The sequence below is a fragment of the Iningainema tapete BLCC-T55 genome, from assembly GCF_014698965.1.
GTDB lineage: Bacteria > Cyanobacteriota > Cyanobacteriia > Cyanobacteriales > Nostocaceae > Iningainema > Iningainema tapete.
Window position 1 is genome coordinate 64,127 of record NZ_JACXAE010000048.1, and the last position, 19,124, is coordinate 83,250.

The 19,124-nt window shown below is 41.4% G+C and carries 16 protein-coding genes; 15 read left to right on the forward strand and 1 reads right to left on the reverse strand.

Translation table 11 applies throughout. The annotated features are described in order from the left end of the window. Positions 1 to 13: 13 nt before the first annotated feature. From ICL16_RS13005 to ICL16_RS13075, 15 genes are all read left to right on the forward strand, one after another. The gene (locus ICL16_RS13005; protein ID WP_190828179.1) at positions 14 to 1,015 is read left to right on the forward strand and encodes a Gfo/Idh/MocA family protein; all 1,002 of its coding nucleotides are present in this window, start codon (positions 14 to 16) and stop codon (positions 1,013 to 1,015) included. Then, positions 1,002 to 1,619, forward strand: a complete 618-nt coding sequence (locus ICL16_RS13010; protein WP_202895529.1) for an acyltransferase — start codon at positions 1,002 to 1,004, stop codon at positions 1,617 to 1,619. Before ICL16_RS13005 ends, ICL16_RS13010 begins: the two co-directional genes overlap by 14 nt. Beyond that, positions 1,612 to 2,760 (forward strand): DegT/DnrJ/EryC1/StrS family aminotransferase, encoded by a 1,149-nt coding sequence (locus ICL16_RS13015; RefSeq protein WP_190828181.1) that lies wholly within the window; start codon positions 1,612 to 1,614, stop codon positions 2,758 to 2,760. The genes ICL16_RS13010 and ICL16_RS13015 overlap by 8 nt, the downstream gene beginning before the upstream one ends. After that, entirely contained in the window at positions 2,757 to 3,164 is a 408-nt protein-coding gene (locus ICL16_RS13020) for an EamA family transporter (RefSeq protein WP_190828183.1), read from the forward strand. Before ICL16_RS13015 ends, ICL16_RS13020 begins: the two co-directional genes overlap by 4 nt. A 25-nt stretch (positions 3,165 to 3,189) precedes the next feature. Beyond that, entirely contained in the window at positions 3,190 to 3,543 is a 354-nt protein-coding gene (locus ICL16_RS13025) for an EamA family transporter (protein ID WP_190828185.1), read from the forward strand. A gap of 19 nt (positions 3,544 to 3,562) precedes the next feature. Continuing rightward, entirely contained in the window at positions 3,563 to 4,555 is a 993-nt protein-coding gene (locus ICL16_RS13030) for a GDP-mannose 4,6-dehydratase (protein WP_190828187.1), read from the forward strand. A 73-nt stretch (positions 4,556 to 4,628) separates the two neighbouring features. Then, positions 4,629 to 5,939 carry an NAD(P)/FAD-dependent oxidoreductase gene (locus tag ICL16_RS13035; protein ID WP_190828190.1) on the forward strand — a complete coding sequence of 437 codons (1,311 nt, stop codon included), beginning with the start codon at positions 4,629 to 4,631 and terminating at the stop codon, positions 5,937 to 5,939. A gap of 17 nt (positions 5,940 to 5,956) precedes the next feature. Beyond that, complete coding sequence (locus tag ICL16_RS13040) at positions 5,957 to 7,774, forward strand: ArnT family glycosyltransferase (protein WP_190828192.1); 1,818 nt, start codon at positions 5,957 to 5,959, stop codon at positions 7,772 to 7,774. Between the two features lie 31 nt (positions 7,775 to 7,805). Further along, positions 7,806 to 10,040 (forward strand): N,N-dimethylformamidase beta subunit family domain-containing protein, encoded by a 2,235-nt coding sequence (locus tag ICL16_RS13045; RefSeq protein WP_190828193.1) that lies wholly within the window; start codon positions 7,806 to 7,808, stop codon positions 10,038 to 10,040. Between the two features lie 31 nt (positions 10,041 to 10,071). Beyond that, positions 10,072 to 11,061 carry a hypothetical protein gene (locus ICL16_RS13050; RefSeq protein ID WP_190828195.1) on the forward strand — a complete coding sequence of 330 codons (990 nt, stop codon included), beginning with the start codon at positions 10,072 to 10,074 and terminating at the stop codon, positions 11,059 to 11,061. Between the two features lie 265 nt (positions 11,062 to 11,326). Next, positions 11,327 to 12,106 (forward strand): glycosyltransferase family 2 protein, encoded by a 780-nt coding sequence (locus ICL16_RS13055; protein WP_190828197.1) that lies wholly within the window; start codon positions 11,327 to 11,329, stop codon positions 12,104 to 12,106. Beyond that, positions 12,103 to 13,188 (forward strand): non-hydrolyzing UDP-N-acetylglucosamine 2-epimerase, encoded by a 1,086-nt coding sequence (gene wecB, locus ICL16_RS13060; protein WP_190828199.1) that lies wholly within the window; start codon positions 12,103 to 12,105, stop codon positions 13,186 to 13,188. Before ICL16_RS13055 ends, wecB begins: the two co-directional genes overlap by 4 nt. A 265-nt stretch (positions 13,189 to 13,453) precedes the next feature. Further along, positions 13,454 to 15,424 carry a DUF4082 domain-containing protein gene (locus ICL16_RS13065; RefSeq protein WP_190828200.1) on the forward strand — a complete coding sequence of 657 codons (1,971 nt, stop codon included), beginning with the start codon at positions 13,454 to 13,456 and terminating at the stop codon, positions 15,422 to 15,424. Between the two features lie 42 nt (positions 15,425 to 15,466). Beyond that, on the forward strand, positions 15,467 to 16,432 hold the full coding sequence (locus tag ICL16_RS13070; protein WP_190828202.1) for a hypothetical protein: 966 nt from the start codon (positions 15,467 to 15,469) through the stop codon (positions 16,430 to 16,432). A gap of 282 nt (positions 16,433 to 16,714) precedes the next feature. Further along, positions 16,715 to 18,223 (forward strand): cellulase family glycosylhydrolase, encoded by a 1,509-nt coding sequence (locus tag ICL16_RS13075; RefSeq protein WP_190828205.1) that lies wholly within the window; start codon positions 16,715 to 16,717, stop codon positions 18,221 to 18,223. 178 nt (positions 18,224 to 18,401) lie between these two features. Here the strand turns inward: ICL16_RS13075 and ICL16_RS13080 are convergent, their stop codons facing one another. Further along, complete coding sequence (locus tag ICL16_RS13080; protein ID WP_190828206.1) at positions 18,402 to 19,049, reverse strand: acetoacetate decarboxylase family protein; 648 nt, start codon at positions 19,047 to 19,049, stop codon at positions 18,402 to 18,404. Between the last annotated feature and the right edge of the window lie 75 nt (positions 19,050 to 19,124).

Here is a 19,124-nt window from a genome sequence, read left to right on the forward strand (position 1 = left end):
TTAAATTTGAATTATGACATATCAAAATGTGGCAGTTGTCGGTTGTGGGTACTGGGGTAAGAATTTAGTACGCAATTTTGCTCAGTTAGATGCCTTACGAGTAGTTTGCGATGCTAGTCATGAAACCCTAGAAAAATTTAAGGAACAATATGGTGTTGAGGGAGTTACTGATTTTGAACAAGTTTTAGACATGCCAGATGTGCAAGCGGTAGTAATTGCTACCCCTGCATCAACTCATGCTAATTTGGTGTTGCAAGCGTTAGCTGCTGGTAAGGATGTATTTGTAGAGAAGCCTTTGGCTTTAACCCTGGAAGATGCACTAAAAATACAGACGGTGGCGAGCCTGCGCGATCGCATTGTCATGGTAGGACATCTATTAGAGTATCATCCAGTACTAGTAAAAATGCGTAGCCTAGTACAAACAGGTAAAATTGGTCAGCTACAATACCTTTATTCCAATCGCTTAAGCTGTGGTAAAGTTCGCACTGAAGAAAATGTGCTTTGGAGCTTTGCTCCTCATGATATTTGCAGTATTCTAGGATTTGTTAATCAAATGCCAATATCTGTACAAGCTGTTGGCGGTGCCTACCTGGGTACAGTTGAAGACTTTTGTACTATTAATCTACAGTTTGAGCAAAATGTTAAAGCTCATATTTTTGTCAGTTGGTTCCATCCCTTTAAAGAACAGCGTCTAGTATTAGTTGGCGATCGCTCAACCTTAGTATTTGATGATGTTTCTGTTGATGAGAAACTAACAATTTATGAACAGCAACTTCAGTTCCAGCAGCATCTGCCCATGCTCAAAAATACCAAAACTGTCATCCCCATGAATCCAGCAGAACCGCTGAAATTAGAGTGTCAACATTTTCTCCACTGTATTGAAACTAGACAAAACCCTCTTACTGACATTCAAAATGGTATTGATGTACTAACAGTATTACAAGCATCTCAATTATCGCTATCCTCTCAAGGAAAAATTATCAACCTCAAGGAGCATCAACTTGTCAACGCTTAGTTCAAATTCAACTCAAATCTCACAAGACTACTTTGTACACGAATCAGCTTATGTCGATCAGCCTTGTACCATTGGTGCAGGCAGTCAAATATGGCACTTTAGCCATATTATGCAAAATGCAACGCTAGGAGAAAAATGTAAAATCGGGCAAAATGTATTTATTGCTAGTGGTGTCACAATTGGACGAAATGTCAAAATTCAAAATAACGTCTCTGTCTATGCTGGTGTAACACTAGAGGATGACGTTTTTTGTGGTCCAAGTTGCGTATTCACTAATATTAATACGCCTCGCTCTGCCGTGCCGCGTAATACAACAGAACATTATTTATTAACTTTAGTCAAACAAGGCGCAACGATTGGTGCAAATGCGACAATAGTTTGTGGTCATACAATCGGTCGTTATGCTTTTATTGGTGCAGGCTCAACTGTTACCAAAAATGTTCCTGATTACGCATTAGTTTACGGCAATCCAGCAAAACTTGCAGGTTGGATGTGTGAATGCGGCGCTAAGTTAGAAGATTTTGTCGATACCACTGTTTGCCAAGCTTGTGGGCGTAAGTATCAATATTGTAGCGAAAATCAAATTACCAGGATTGATGAGTAAAGTGAACATTCCTCCATTTGATGCAACTTCTCAGTATCAAACTATTGCGGCTGAGATTGAAGACAAAGTTTGTGCGATGATGGCTGGTGGACGCTACATAATGGGTCCTCAAGTCAAAGAATTTGAAGCACAATTTGCTCAATATCTTGGCGATAATCAACAAGTAATTTCTTGTAATTCTGGCACAGACGCATTACATCTAGCTCTGAGAGCTTTGCGAATTGGTGCTGGCGATGAAGTAATTACCGTACCTTTCACATTTATTGCCACGACGGAAGCTATTGGCATCGTCGGCGCTACCCCTGTTTTTGTTGATGTTGATATCAATACTTATAATATTGATCCAAACTTAATTGAGGCAAAAATTAGCGATCGCACCAAGGCAATTATACCAGTACATTTGTACGGGCGTCCTTGTAATATGACAGCGATTATGGAAATTGCCCGTAAGTATAATTTGAAAGTGATTGAGGATTGCGCTCAAGCCACAGGCGCAACTTGGGCGGGGAAGAAGGTGGGAACAATTGGGGATGTTGGTTGTTTTAGCTTCTTTCCCACCAAAAATTTAGGTTGTTTTGGGGATGGAGGGGCAATTGCCACAACAGATCCTGAAGTGGCAGAACGTGTTGAGCATCTACGCAGACATGGTGGTAAAATTAAGTATCAGCATGAGGAACTAGGACTGAACAGCCGTTTGGATACCTTACAAGCAACTGTTTTATTAGTCAAGCTACCATATGTAGATAAGTGGAATGCAGCCAGAGCGGCGATCGCTTCTTTTTATCTAGAACAGTTAGCTGATTTAAGTGGTATAATTTTACCAAGACAAGAACAGGGCGCAATACCAGTCTGGAATCAATTTACCATCAGAGTCTTAAATGGTGGGCGAGATAGCTTACAAAAAAATCTCAAAGAAAAAGGCATAGGCACAATGGTGTACTATCCTATTCCGTTGCACCTACAACAGGTACACGCTAACTTAGGTTATTCTACAGGGACACTACCAGTTAGTGAACAATTAAGCCATGAAGTCTTATCCTTACCGATGTTCCCAGAACTGACTGCATCGGCACAACAAGTAGTGACTGAATCTTTACACCAAGCATTAGCCGAAATTTACTCATTCCCTGTGTTGCAATGAATGCTCCAGCGTCAACATCACGCCTGAAATTAATATCATATACAACTTTGTTTGCCAGTATTGGATTCGGTATTGTCGGACAATTGCTGATGAAACAAACCATGAGTCACAAAACAGGCGAATTCTTAACATGGTCATTTATTCAGCAACTAGCCTTAGCTCTTACTACCTACAGTCTAGGAGTCATAAATTGGATTTTGGCTCTGCGATTTGTCAAACTTAGCATTGCCTATCCACTAACTAGTTTAAACTACGTCGGTATACTTTTAGGTTCCTACTACTTTTTTGGTGAAAAAATCACCTTAATTCGAGTCATTGGAGTTGTACTAATTTTTATCGGAGTTCTTTTCGTCGCCCTTCCCTATGAAGGTAAAGGGCAGAGGGCAGCTAAGCTGAAGCAATAATTTGTAACCACCAGCTTTATAACAAATGAACATTATTCCTTGGCTAATTTTAATGCTTGTCGTAGTGCTGGGTACAACAGCTCAACTATCACTTAAATACGCATTTTCAACTTCTAATAGTGGAGCCAGTCAGTCACCTTTAAGCCTTTTATTATCTCGTTATTTTTGGCTCTGGTTCATCTGCTATGTCATCGTCACTATATTATGGCTGGTTGTACTGCGAACAATTCCCCTCAGCCAAGCGTTTCCTGCATTGGGATTAACGTTTGCGCTTGTGCCTTTGGCTTCTCATCTTTTTCTCAAAGAGAAGGTTGTATTAAGCCAGTGGTTGGGAATTTCGATTATTGTGCTTGGTGCGGTTCTTGTTGTGCAAACGTAAAAACAGATAAATAAATAATATGCTTGAATTACCACGAAAAATTTTGGTTACAGGAGTCGCGGGATTCCTTGGTTCACATTTATTAGATAAGCTGATTGCTTCAGGTCATGAGGTGATTGGGATCGATAACCTTTGCATGGGAAAATTAGATAATATTGCTCATCATTTGACTAACAAGGCATTTCAATTTCTCCAAAAAGATGTCACTGACAAAGCTACATTTGATAATTTGGAGAATGATATAGATTGTATCGTTCACCTTGCCGCTTTCAAAATTCCCCGCTACGGCAAAGCTATTGATACTCTAAAAATTAATTACCAGGGTACAGAGAATGTGCTTGAATTAGCACGCACAATTAATTGTAAATGTGTGCTTGCTTCAACTTCTGATGTATACGGACGTAACCCAAAACTACCTTTTAACGAAGACGATAATTCAGTGATTGGCTCTTCTAAAGTAGCTCGTTGGAGTTATGCTGTATCCAAGCTGTTTGATGAGCATTTAGCTTTTGCTTATCAAGATAGCTATGGTATCCCAGTTGTTATCCTCCGGTTTTTTGGTTCCTATGGACCACGTCATCATTTATCTTGGTGGGGAGGACCTCAATCTGTTTTTATTGAACAAGTTTTGAACGATGGTGAAATCACTATTCATGGTGATGGTTTGCAAACCCGCAGTTTTACTTATGTCAGTGATACTGTGGCTGGTATTTATGCTGCAACTGTCAAGAAAGAAGCTAATGGAGAAATTTTTAATATTGGTAGCAATCATGAAATTACTATTCTCGATTTAGCTAAGACTATCAAGCGATTGAGTAATACTCCTGGAGAACTCAAGGTTAAATTTGTTCCTTATGAATCTTTTACAGGCGGCAAGTACGAAGATGTGAGACGGCGCGTACCTGATAGCAGCCGTTGCGAACAAATTCTTGGTGTCAAAGCTGAGGTAGGTTTAGAAGAGGGACTTTCTCGTACTATTGCATGGCAGCGTAGTCTTGGTATTTATAAATAGGAGTCAGGAGTCGTCGTACAGACGTTCCGGCGGAACGTCTGTTATTGAGTCAGGAGAAATACATTAAATAAAAATGAAAATAGGTATTATTGGTGGTGGGATGATGGGGCTGGCATCAGCCTATCGTCTTTCACAAAAAGGTCATAAAGTCACTGTTTTTGAAAGCAACAAGCAACTGGGTGGACTTACCACTTATCATGATTACGGTTTGTTTGTTTGGGATCGTTTTTATCATGTCATCTTACCTTCTGATACTTACTTAATTAATTTTCTTCAGGAGATTGGATTAGGAGATAAGCTGCGTTGGCGTCGAACTCTCACAGGATGCTATATTGATTCCCAGTTGTATTCGATTAGTAATACTGTCGAGTTTTTTCTCTTTCCTCCCCTGAGTTTAATCGGAAAAATCCGGTTGGCTTTTACTCTCTTATATGGTTCGCGCATTAAAAATTGGCGGCGGTTGGAGCAAATTTCTGTTGAAGATTGGTTGTTAAAAATTTCTGGTAAAAATGCTTATGAGAAACTTTGGCAACCTTTGCTGTTAGCTAAATTAGGGGAAAGCTACAAGCGTGTTTCGGCTGTATTTATTTGGTCTTATATTAAAAGACTGTTTTCTGCGCGGGACTCCTCTTCGCACAAGGAACAACTTGGGTATGTCGAGGGCGGTTACAAAACTGTGTTCGATCGCCTAGAAAACTTAATTTGCTCTGCTGGTGGCGAGATTTGCACATATACACCAGTTGAATACATTGCACCTCATCCTCAAGGTGGAATATGGGTGGAATACAAGGGTAAAAAAGAGCATTTTGATAAAGTTATCTTTACAGGTCCTGTAAATATTCTGCAAAGTATTACAGCTAACCATCTAGTGAAGGTTGCAGGCGATCGCACCCAAGAGGTAGAGTATTTAGGTGTAATCTGCATGGCGTTGATTACCCGTAAAGCATTGGTTCCTTATTACATAGTCAATATTGCCGATCAACGTGTTCCCTTTACGGGACTTTTAGGGATGAGCAATTTGGTTTCCCTAGAGGAGACAGATGGAATGCATCTTACTTACTTACCAAAATATCTCATGTCTGATGATCCTCTGTTGCAACAGACAGATGAAGAATTAAAAAAGCTATTCTTCCGAGGACTACGTTTAATTTTCCCAGAATTAAATGCCGATGACATCGTAGCTTGCCATATTAATCGAGCCTTTAAAATGCAACCACTACAAGTTTTAAACTACTCCAGCTTAGTGCCAAAAATTGTCACAGAACACGACGACTTTTTCGTTCTCAACAACTCACAATTTGTGAATGACACGCTCAATAACAACACTGTTGTAAAGCATGTTGACGAATTTATGAAAAAATTGTTTCTAGGTGTGCGTGAATAAAAAGGAGAAAAATTAAAATGGCGCATACTGCTAAAACTAACTTGCCTGGAGGTGATCAACCACTAGTAAAGGGTTCATTAATTGACCCTTGGCTAGTTGCTGTACTTGTCTGCTTTGTGATATTTTCTTTTGCAACTTGGGGCAAGATCGAATTACCAATTATTGATATTGGACGTGAGGTTGAGATTTCTGCTCGTCTTTTAACAGGACAAGTATTGTATCGTGATATCGCCACCTACTACGGTCCACTTTCCTACTATATTAATGCACTAGCACTTTTCATATTTGGGCAGCGGCTAGAAGTATTTTATGCAGTTGCTCTGTTCTTGGCGTTGGTGGCAACATTACTGTTTTATCGCTTGGCTCTGCGCTTGACAAATGCGCATTGGGCAGCTTTAAGCACTATATGTATGTTAATTTACTGCGCCATCGGTGCGGGAATATTTTATTTTATTGTTCCTTACAGTTACGGTACAGTTTACGCTACGGTACTTTGCTTACTAGCGATAACTGCTCTTGACAATTTTACCCACAAAGGTAAGACAATCTGGTTGATAGTAGCGGCGATCGCCTGTGGATTAGCCCTTCTTGCCAAACAAGAATACGGAGTAGCAGCGCTGGCTGGGGTGTTAGTTGGTAGTAATTTATATCGTCCGCAAAACCTACGTACCAGAGTTTGGCGAAGTTTAATTATAATTTTAATCACCACTGCTTGCGTATTCATCCCATTTTACCTACTTGCTCAGCAAGCATCTTGGGAAACGCTGCGATCTTCGCTATTTCCAGTTGGGCAAATCAGTGTTATGAACCGCAGCAATCTTTTTCAGGTTTCACCAGCCAAAACTATTCATATATGGTGGGATACCTTTAAATATTTCTTTGCTAGTTCTTTAGTAGTTCTCTTGTCATTAATAGCCGCTCACTGGTTGTTGAAACCGAGATGGATAAAAATTCCTAAATCATTGAAAGATCTAGCTTATGTACTTATAGCTTTTGCTTTAACAGCGATTATTTTTAAATCACTTAAAACGTGGGTTTTCCACACCGAAACTATTAACGAAAACTATGTTAATGTCAATATTTTTCAATCCTTAAGCAATCTATCTTGGTGTCTACCAGTCTTCGTTGCATGGTTCGCTTTCAAACGTCCGCAATTACCACAATATAAACATGCGCCACTTCTCTGGACATTACTGGTTTTCACCCTATTGCTCAACGCTAGGTGGTTATTTTACATCAATTTTTATGGATTATACGCTACTACAGTAATACTTCTATTTTTCACACTACTTTATTATTCGACACAACGTCTGAGCAAATTAGTGTGGAATTACTTATTAATTTGCTTGCTAATTGCAGGTGGCAGTCATTTACTTGGACTAACAAAACAACATTACGCAGTTAACTCAGATTATGGAACATTTTCTAATCGATCTGCTGCGCTTACTCGCGCCTTCAATCAAACGATTCAAGCCATCAAAGCAAATGGCGCTACCTCTGTACTTGTGTTACCAGAGGGCAACTTGCTCAATTTCCTCACCGGAACTCACTCACCTAGTCGAGAACTGACTTTTCTCCCAGTGGCTCTGCCTACTTCTGCCGATGAAAAAGAGTTTATTCAAAGTATGCAAGCCAATCCTCCTGAATTAATTGTCTATGTAGATCGTCGTTTTCCGGAGTGGGGTTATAAAAGTTTTGCTGAATTTAACCCACTTGTTGACAAGTGGATTACTCAGCAACATCGATTGATTCACACCTTCCGTAAGGATCGAGGTGTGATTCGGATCTTCGCGAATACAGAGAAACCCGGTTTCTCAAAGAAACCGGGTTTCTGATACTTTAAAAATTTTGATGAGGAGTTTTTAAATGACTAAGGAAATGTTTGAGGGTGAGATACTTATAGCTCAAGCTTCACCGCCAGCAAATCAAACTATATTTACAAATCAAACACCGAGCAATGCAAATGCAACCGACAACGCTGCTTATGAACTAGGTGTAAAGTTTCAGAGTGCTAAGGTTGGTAGAATTACCGCCATTCGCTATTGGAAAGCGGCAAGTGAAACTGGCTCTCATTCTGGCAAAATCTGGTCATCAACTGGTAGTCTGTTGGCAAGTGTTACTTTTACGAACGAGACAGCCTCCGGTTGGCAGCAGCAAGCACTTACCACTCCACTCAACATTCAAGCCAACACAACCTACGTAGTATCCGTCAACGTCAATAGCCATTTCCCGATTAGTTACAACGCATTATCAAGTTCAGTGGTTAACGGAGATCTTAGTACAATCGCTGACGGTAATAATGCAGTGTTTGGTAGTCCAGGTACTTTGCCAACTAATTCCTACCAAAACAGTAACTATTTTCGCGACATAGTATTTGTTGTCAGTAGTACCATCTCTAAAGTAAGTGGTGATAATCAAACTGGTACGGCAGGAGCTGCTTTAGCTAACCCATTTGTAGTGAGAGTTCAAGACAGTGCTGGTAATCCCCAGTCAGGAGTTACAGTCAACTTTGCAGTTACTAGTGGTGGAGGATCGGTTTCACCTACTAGTGCGGTAACAGGTGCAAATGGTCAGGCTAGCACAGTGTTGACTCTGGGGACAACACCAGGTGTAGGTAATGGTGTAACGGCAACGGCTTCGGGTATAGGCAGTGTTAGCTTTAGTGCTTCATCTACTCCGGCGACTTCTAATGCTATTTATTTAGAAAACCAAAAACCAGGTACAACAAACTGGCGGATCACCAATCAAACTTACAATGAAATTGCCGCCTATGCAACAGCAACAAGTGTAAATAAGGGAGGTTCGCTGCCGATCAAAGTTTCTCTAGCAAATCCCGGACAATTCACAATTGATGTCTACCGCTTGGGTTACTACGGAGGTAATGGCGGTAGGCTGATATTAAGCAGCGGTGCTCTCAATGGAATTACTCAACCAGAATGTACAATTACTGACGAAACTACCAGACTTGTTGAGTGTGACTGGTCAACTTCTTACACTTTAGCCGTCGGCTCTGACTGGACTAGTGGGCTGTATATTGCCAAGCTAACTGACAGTGGTACTGGTAAGCAAACACAAGTGTGGTTTGTCGTCCGTGATGATAGCAGCACTTCAGATATATTGTTCCAGAGCAGCTTTACCACTTTCTTGGCTTACAGCAATACTGGTGGTTACAGCATGTACCCATTTAATAGTATTGATGGTCAAAGAGCGCTGAAACTTTCCTACGACCGACCATTCTCGGAAACCACCACTCAGCCTTTTGAGTTTAACACCCTACTACGTTGGGAATACAACATGGCGCGGTGGTTAGAGTCCCAAAGTTATGATGTTACCTACGTCACTAACATGGATGTCCACTCCAATCCGCAACTACTCGGTAAGCACAAAGTATTCTTATCAGTGGGACACGATGAGTACTGGTCGCTAGATGAGCGCAATAATGTTGAACAAGCTCGCGATTCTGGAGTCAACTTAGCATTTTTCTCTGCTAATAGTGCTTACTGGCGTGTGCGTTTTGAGAATGGTAGTGTTGGCGGAACCAACCGAGTAATGGTTTGCTACAAGAGTGCCGCCACAAGTGCTGAACCAACTACCAAGTTCCGTAACGTACTAAATAATCGTCCGGAAAGTGCCTTGCTAGGAGTGATGTACGTAGGTGATAAAGATATTGTCTACGCAGGGTTCGATTTTGTGGTGAAGAACAGTAGCGATTCTTACTACGCTAATACTAATCTGCAAGACGGTGATGTATTAAGTCAATTAGTAGGCTTTGAATGGGATAGAATCAATGCCAATGCATCCCCATCTGGGCTGGTGATTCTTGGTGAATCGCAGTTTCCCACATCGCAAAATCTAGATGCTACCGATCTAGAAGGTTTCCCCAGTGGAACCGATCCCCGGATTGCACATGCCGTTCGCTACACTGCGCCTAGTGGTGCAAAAGTCTTTTCCACTGGCTCGATTCAGTGGATGTGGGGACTGGATAGTGATGGTGTCAGTGGATTTCGCGAAGATATTCGTGCCAAGCAAATTGCTGTCAATGTCTTTGCCAGCATGGGAGCTAGACCCCAAACTCCCAGCGCTAACATTGTTGTGCCTTAAGTAAGATTTTCAAGCAAGAGGAATGCAGGTTATGAATTTGAGAATTAGACGTAGACGATTTGGGCAGTTAGCGATCGCCAGTGCCGCCACAGCTGCGATCGCCAACCTCGGTAGTAAAGCTGTTGCACAACAGTCTGAAGTCATTTTAGGGGTACGTCTGGGGAAAAGCAGCGGCGGCGGCGGCCTTTTAGGAGGTATAGTCTCTTCCATTACCGATCTCGCCAACAACACCCCAGCAATCACACTGATAACTTCCGACTTAGTATCTGGTAGAGAGATATCAGTCATTGATCTACCGTCAATAGCCGTTGATAACATCAGTACAGTCGTTGAAACTGTAGCAAAAGCCGCTACTACCGCACTGAGAGAACGGATCACTGGTTTAACAACCTTATCAGATAACACATTAGTGATTGCCTCTGTCTCACAATCTCGCAATGGCAACGTCACGAGGTTAGTCTTTAGCGATCCTAGCTCTTCTAGACCTAAAAATAGTTTAAAACTCTCAGGATTTCCAACCAACAACAGTACGGTTGAAAGTATTTTGAGTACCAACGACAATAATCTCCTCAGTGTAATTAGTCTTAATAACGCCATTACACCTTTTGATTTTGCCTCTATTGATCCCAGAACAGGTAGAGTAACTCCAGGTGCAGAATTAGCTTTACCTGCTGTGGAATTAGATCGACGATACAGTAATCTTGCTAGCTCCCCAGATGGAACAATTTACGCTACCACCCTTGGTAGAGAAGGTGTCACAACTTTGGTGCAAGTGGATTTGGAGAACAGATTAACAATTAATGGCAGAGGCAGAATTAATAGATTAGTGCCATTGAGCTTTGAAAATGAACCTTTAGAAAATGATTTGTTAAGCTTAGCCTTCTCTCGCTCTGGTCAACTTTACGCACTTGCTAATCCTAATTATGAGGCAACTAATTCTCTATTTAGTGTCGATCCTAGAAGCGGAGTGCTGACACTTTTGAGAAAATTTGATGCCTCCAAAATTACATTTCCCAAGTGAGTAAATTAAAGGGACGGGCAAGATGCCCATCCCAAAAGAATGCTATTTGCTTTTCTTGTGGGGTAGGCTTCTATACCAGTCCTAAATGATTTGTAAACACAACAACTTCTTCTTGGCGCTCTTGGCGTCTTGGCGGTTCATTAAAAAAAGTAATGTTTGTAACTCAGATAGGATTCCTATAGCCTGCCCTTTCAGCAATGCCCACCATCCCCAGGTTTTGTGCGGCAAAATCCTACACACACTGACTATTTAAGGAGCAAAAAACATGAATTTACAAACACCAGAACGGCAATCAGTAAGTATAATTGTTCCTTGTTTTAATGAATCTGAAGGAATAGAATCATTACGAAAAAAACTACTTCCGGTAGTAGATAAACTACGCTTAGTTAGGTCAGTTGAAGTAATTTGTGTTGACGATGGTAGTACCGATGATACTTTTGCAAAGCTAGAACAACACCTTGGACAACATGCTCAGATTATCCGTCACCAGAAGAACAAAGGACTTTCGGCAGCAATCCGGACTGGCTTTGCGCAATCGACGGGAAAAATTATCTGCACAATTGATAGTGACTGTACTTACGATCCAATTTATCTTGTTGCTCTCTTGAATTTAATGCAAACAGACGTAGATATTGTCACGGCGTCTCCTTATCATCCTAAAGGAAGGGTAAAAAATGTTCCTGAGTGGCGTCTATTTCTGAGTAAAGGTTTGTCACAGCTTTATAGATTTGTATTGCCACAAAGACTTTATACCTATACAAGTATGTTTCGAGCATACCGTAGGGAAGTATTAGAAACTGTGCCAGTTACTTATCCAGGATTTTTAGGTCTTGTGGAGATTTTAGCTGAAGCTATGTTGCGTGGATATAAAGTAGCAGAATACCCAACGGAATTAACTAATCGGGTATATGGGCAGTCGAAGTTACGTGTTTTCCGAGTTATTAGGAGTCATTTAAAGTATATTGGTAAGTTGATTGTTCGGCAATTACTTCCACAAAAAAATACCAAAGTATTGCAATATAAGTACACCAAAAATAACTTATGAACATCGTTACTATACTGGGTGCAAGACCACAGTTTATTAAAGCATCAGTAGTCAGTTCTGCTTTTGCTCGTGCGGGGATTAATGAAATTATTATTCATACAGGGCAGCATTTTGATTCATTAATGTCCGATGTTTTTTTTCAAGACTTAGATTTGCCTCAACCACACTATCATTTGAATATTCATAGTCTCAATCATGGGGCGATGACAGGGCGAATGATGGAGAAAGTAGAAGAAATATTGCTGCAAGAAAAACCTGATTGGGTATGTGTTTATGGGGATACTAATTCTACATTAGCAGGTGCTTTAGTTGCGGCTAAACTGCATATTCCTCTAGCTCACATAGAAGCGGGATTGCGCAGCTATAATCGCCAAATGCCCGAAGAAGTTAATCGAATTGTTACCGATCATCTTTCCCAACTTCTTTTTGCTCCTACCCCTGTGGCTGTGGATTGTCTCCAAAAAGAAGGAATTCTTCAGGGAGTTCACTTGGTTGGAGATGTGATGATGGATGCGATTTTGAATTATCAGATTTTAGCACAGCAGAAATCTGATATTCTTGCTAAGTATCAATTGAAGAAGAATGAATTTTACCTTGCTACTATTCACCGACCTAGTAATACAGACGATCGCCACCGTTTAAGCTCTATCCTCGAAAGTTTCACACAGTTAGATCAAACAGTTGTTTTTCCGATCCATCCTCGTACTCAATCTCAAATTAATAAGATGGATCTCAATCATTATCTTGCTACTGACTCTATTGTCGCAATTCCACCAGTCAGTTACCTTGATATGATCGTGCTAGAAAGTAATTCTTTAAGTGTAATTACTGACTCAGGCGGTATACAAAAAGAAGCTTATATTTTTCAGCGTCCTTGCTTTACCCTGAGAAATGAGACTGAATGGAAAGAGACTGTAGAAGTAGGCTGGAATAAGTTGGTACAGCCAAACACTTTAAGCGAAGCAGTGACTAACTTTACTTTACCATCACAATACCCAAAATTGTATGGTAATGGTGATGCCGCCAAAATAATTACTGGTATATTAACTAGCTTTTGCGGTGGGCGATCGCAAAACGAATAGACATCGACAGAATTTAATTATGTGTCAACTCAAACCCTTGTAGAGACGCGAAATTTCGCGTCTCTACATTCTTTTTCACGCCTATGTCTAATGTTGATTTGCATTTTCCTCCGCGAAATTTTAATTTTTGCGTTGTTTAGTTACCAGTGAACAGTTTTCTAGTTAAATATAGAGTAGTAAAGAAAAATTTTCTTTTTACTTTTTCCTTATTAAGTGACTATCAGGCAGTTTTCTAGTTAAAAACCTTGACTATCAGGAGTTTTCCATGACTAGGGATTTAGCGCCAGAAATACTTATAGCTCAAGCTCAACCACCAGCAAATCAAACTATATTTACAACTCAAACACCAGCTGTGCCAAATGATACAGATGGAGTTCCTTACGAATTAGGTCTGAAATTTCAAAGTAGTAGAGCAGGTCAAATTACGGCAATTCGTTATTGGAAAGCAGCTAGTGAAACTGGCTCACATGTAGGTAGAATCTGGTCATCAACAGGTACTATCCTGGCTAGTGTTAATTTCACTGGGGAAACAGCTTCCGGTTGGCAACAAGCCGCACTTAGCACTCCTGTCAACATTCAAGCAAACACCACCTATGTAGTTACCGTTAATACCAATGGCTTCTTCGCTGTCACATACAACGGTGCGTTGACAAACTCTGTTGTGAACGGAGATCTCAGAACAGTCGCTGACAATAATAATGGAGTATACGGTAATTCAGGTACTTTCCCAACCAATTCCTACCAGAACAGCAACTATTTCCGCGACATAGTATTTGTTGCCTCTAGTACGCCGCCGCAGAGTTCTAATGCCATTTCTATAGAAAACCAAAAACCAGGCACGACAAACTGGAGGATTACCAATCAAGCTTATGATGAAATTGCAGGTTATGCGGGAGCAACGAGTGTAAATAAAGGGGGTTCTTTAGCCATCAAAGTTTCTCTTGCACAACCTGGACAGTTTACTATTGATGTCTACCGCTTGGGCTACTACGGAGGCAGCGGCGGTAGGCTGGTATTGAGTAGTGGCGCTCTCAATGGAATTACGCAAAGAGCTTGTAGAGTTACTAACCGTACTACCAGACTTGTAGAGTGTAACTGGTCAACTTCCTACACTTTAGCCGTCGGCTCTGACTGGACTAGTGGTTTGTACATTGCCAAACTAACTGACAGTAGAACTGGTAAGCAGTCACAGGTGTGGTTTGTAGTCCGCGACGATAGCAGCACTTCTGATATATTATTCCAAAGTAGTTTTAACACCTTTCTGGCTTATAGCAACTTTGGTCCTGTGGGCAGTCGTTACAGCTTGTATCCATTTAATAGTACTAATCAGCAAAGAGCTGTTAAGGTTTCCTACGATCGCCCATTCTCAGAAACGACAACTGAAACAGGTGAGTTCAATACCTTACTACGTTGGGAATACAACATGATGCGGTGGTTGGAGTCTCAAGGTTATAACGTATCCTACGTTACTAACGTGGATGTTCACTCTAACTCACAGTTGCTACTCAAGCACAAAGTATTCTTGTCAGTTGGACATGATGAGTACTGGTCGAAAGAACAGCGTGATTATGTTGAGCAAGCTCGTGATGCTGGAGTCAATTTGGCGTTTTTCTCAGCGAATACTGCCTATTGGCGTGTGCGTTTTGAGAACAGCACTATTAATGGGCAGCCCAACCGAGTGATGGTTTGTTACAAACAAGCAGCTACAGCAAGTGAACCCACAGATAAGTTTCGTAGCCAACTGAATAATCGTCCGGAAAGCGCCTTACTAGGGGTGATGTATGTTGGTGATGAAGATGTTGTCTACGCAGGGTTCGATTTTGTTGTTAAAAATAGCAGCGATCCTTACTATGCCAACACTGGACTGAACGACAACGATCGGCTGAGTAGGTTAGTGGGTTTTGAATGGGATAGAATCAACGCAAATGCATCTCCAAACGGACTGGTTATTCTGGGTGAGTCGCAATTTCCGGGAGCAGCATCTGATTTAGATGCTACTGATCTTGAAGGTTTTCCAGCTAACACTGACCCCCGAATCGCACATGCAGTTCGCTACACTGCACCCAGTGGTGCTAAGGTGTTTTCTACCGGCTCAATTCAGTGGATGTGGGGACTAGACAGTGATGGTGTTGATGGACCTCGCGAAGATAATCGTGCCAAGCAAATAGCTGTCAATGTCTTTGCCAGTATGGGCGCTAGACCTGTAACTCCCAGCGCAAACATTATTGTGCCTTAAAAATATCGGCAATCCATTTTTAAGTAATTAGGAATGTAAGTTATGAATCTGAGAATTAGACGTAGAAGATTTGGACAGTTAGCTCTAGCCAGTGCCGCCACAGCTGCGATCGCCAACCTGGGAACTAAAGCAGTTGCTCAATCACCTGCTAATCTTTTTGGTATACGCTTTAGCAGTGGTAGTGGTCCTCGCACTATTGAAGATGTCTCATCAGTGACAAATGTAGTTAATACTACACCAGAATTAACCCTGTTTTCTACCAACGTAGCAACGGGTAGCACGATTGCTACTCTTCCAATTCCAACTACGACTGTTAGCAACCAAAATGCGCCAATTAATCTGACACCAACACTAACACCAGTTGAGTCGATAGAAGAGCGGTTAACTAGTCTGACTAACCAATCCGATGGCATCTTAGTCAGTACTGTTGTATCATCTACAGATGATGGCGTTGCTACAAGGTTGGTTTTTACGAATCCTAACTCCTCTCAATCTCCAACTAGTGTGAGACTTTCAGGATTTCCCAATAATAATAGTACGGTTGAAAGTTTAGTGGCAACCAGAGCAAACAGCCTGATTGGTTTAATTAGTACAAATGCAAGCGTATTACCTTTTGAATTGGCAACTATTGATCGTACCACAGGCAATGTAATTTCAGGTGCTAGCTCTGGTCTACCTAGACTAGATCCAACCAGAGGTTACGGTACTCTGGCTCAATCCCCAGATGGAACAATTTACATTGTCACGACTGGAAGAGAAGGTACAGCAACTTTAGCACAATTTAACGTTGGCAGCGGGATTAGCACAACAGTGCCATTAACCTTTAACAACAAACCTTTAGGAAATGGCTTGTTGAGCTTAACTATCTCTCCATCTGGTGAATTCTATGCGCTTGCCAATCCTAATTATCAAGAAGTTAATTCTCTGTTCACCCTCGATCCGAGAACAGGAGTGTTGACTTTGGTGAGGCAATTCGATGCCGATCAAATTACTTTTACGGCTTTGTAAAGTAATTTGAGCATAGGCTTTCCAAAGCGTGTAACTAGTTTTACAATTACACGTTTTGGAAAACTTATTTGATTTAAGCGATCGCATTAATTTTACTTTAGGAAAATATATATATAGCAATCTTCGTAATTAAATTTTTAGTCATCGTAAAAATATTCACAACTGTGGTAATGTGTTAATTGGTTAAAGACCATCCCGTGAAGAAATCAATCCCCTAGAACGGATGTTCTAAAAATTACCAGGTCATCTATCCGCAACCATTTACTCAAGGTAAAAACAGTTATGCGGATTAGACACATTCATCTTAGGTTGATGGCAATCATCAACTACTTAGGTATCAAAGCAAGAAGATCGCGTGTATGGATTAGTGCTGCGGCGGTTCTCTTACTCATAGTTTTGACACACAGTCCTCATCTCATTAGTGTAGCAAACGCAGCATCTGTTGCATACACTGGTGTTAACCTTGCTGGTGCTGACTTTGGCGAAGGCTCCCTACCTGGTACTTATAACGTCAATTACACTTACCCTACCCGTGCCGAGGTTGATTATTTTGTTGGCAAAGGCATGAGTGTCTTTCGCCTACCATTTCGGTGGGAGCGACTGCAAAATGAACAGTTCGGCAACTTTAATGCTGATGAACAAGCTCGTATTAACGACTTTGTTAACTACGCTACTAGCATTGGAGCTTCAGTTATTCTCGATCCGCACAATTATGCTCGATATTATGGCAAAGTCATCGGGCAGGATGTACCAGTCAGTGCTTTTGCTGACTTTTGGAGCAAATTAGCAACCCTTTACAAAAATAATAATCGGGTGATATTTGGTTTGATGAATGAGCCAAATAACATGCCAACGGAGCTTTGGCGTGACGATGCTAACGCCGCAATTAAAGCTATTCGCGATACTGGAGCTACTAATTTGATTCTTGTTCCAGGCAACGCTTGGACTGGCGCTCATAGCTGGTATCAGTCTTGGTATGGTACACCCAACGCTACTGTGATGCTTGGGATTACAGATCCTGGCAATAACTATGCTTTTGATGCTCACCAGTATTTGGACGGCGACTTTTCTGGTACTTCCGATCAATGTACTAGCACGACAATAGGTGCGCAAAAGCTAGTCGATTTTACAAATTGGCTCAGGCAAAATGGCAAACGCGGCTTTCTGGGCGAGTTTGGCGGTGGACGCAATGATACTTGCTATGCTGCTCTCGACAACATGCTCAGCTATATCGACAACAATGCTGATGTCTGGTTGGGCTGGACATACTGGGCAGCAGGCCCTTGGTGGGGTGAATATATCTTCACACTAGAGCCTGTTGGGAGTAGCGATCGCCCACAGTTGATACCGCTGAGCAAACACATTGGTTCAAAACCGACTCCCACACCCACTGCAACACCAACTCCCACACCAACTGCAACACCAACTCCCACTCCCACTGCAACCCCCACTCCAACACCAAGTCCCACAAACAATCCTGTAGGAACCTCATTGCTAGCAGAGACTATCTACCAGTCTGATTGGCAAACTGGTTTCTGCGTCAATTTTCGCGTTACTAACCGAGGTAACACAAGTACTCGAAACTGGCAATTGAAATTCCAAATGTCGCAGGCGCAGATCAATAACAACTGGAATTTCAGCTATAGTAAGCAAGGATCTGAGTACGTAGTCACTCCTGCCGAATCAGCACGAGTCATCCAGCCAAATCAAACACAAGAATCTCTAGGTTTTTGTGCCAATAAGCTAGGCTCTGACTACAAACTCAAACAAGTTTCTGCAACTAGTTTGTAATTGCTGAACTCAATTCTATTTACTTCTTGTGGAAGCAGGCATCCTTGCTCTTAGCTAGGGGAAGAGCAAGGATGCCCAGCCCACAAGATCAATAATTTATTTTTTGCTAATGTAGTAAACAACTTGATCCCCGACTTCTTTCAGAAGTCGGGGATCTGAGCCTCCTCGATCGCCACTCTTATATTTTTGCCAATTCTGGTGCGTTTTGTCCTACAACTTGTGGCGCATCAACCCGCAAACTCATTTCCTCACAGCGAATAGTTAACAAAGGTTTACCTAAACCTATTTCAGAAAAAGGACTTTCAGTAGGGATTTCTAAATTGGAACCGATTAAACCCAAACGAGAATTTAATTCAGCTGAGAACAATAGTATATTTGCATCCTTCATACTAAAACTAGATCCAGCAAACCACTGTCGCCACGCCAACGTTTGCTGCTTGTAATTCAAGCTACACAATACTTGGTTTTCTTGACGCACAGTCACAAGCTCTTTTTCCCAAGTAAACTGAGCTAATTCTTTTGGTAGTCCCCAAATTTCTCTCCCACCAGCTACAGAATTAGCACTATCTACATATATGTGGGAAACCCAACCACCAATTTTCCCTTGATACCTAACAAACGCTGGAATGACAATCAATTCGCTATACTCTAGGACTGAACCACTTCCGTAGTAAGATAAGTATACTCCACCGAAAGTTTTACCGGGCAATACAGAGATAATTTCTAACTCTGGTGGAATCAGGTGGCGCACGCGGTTAATGTTAATTAAGTGTAGAGTTTGGATAGCGTAGCCTTGGAGTGTCCAAGGTGTTTGTGGGTAGGGCATTTTCTGACGAGTGAATTTTAGATTAATCAGTGAGTAAGCAGTATATGCCCAAAATAAAAAAAGTTAATCAAATTT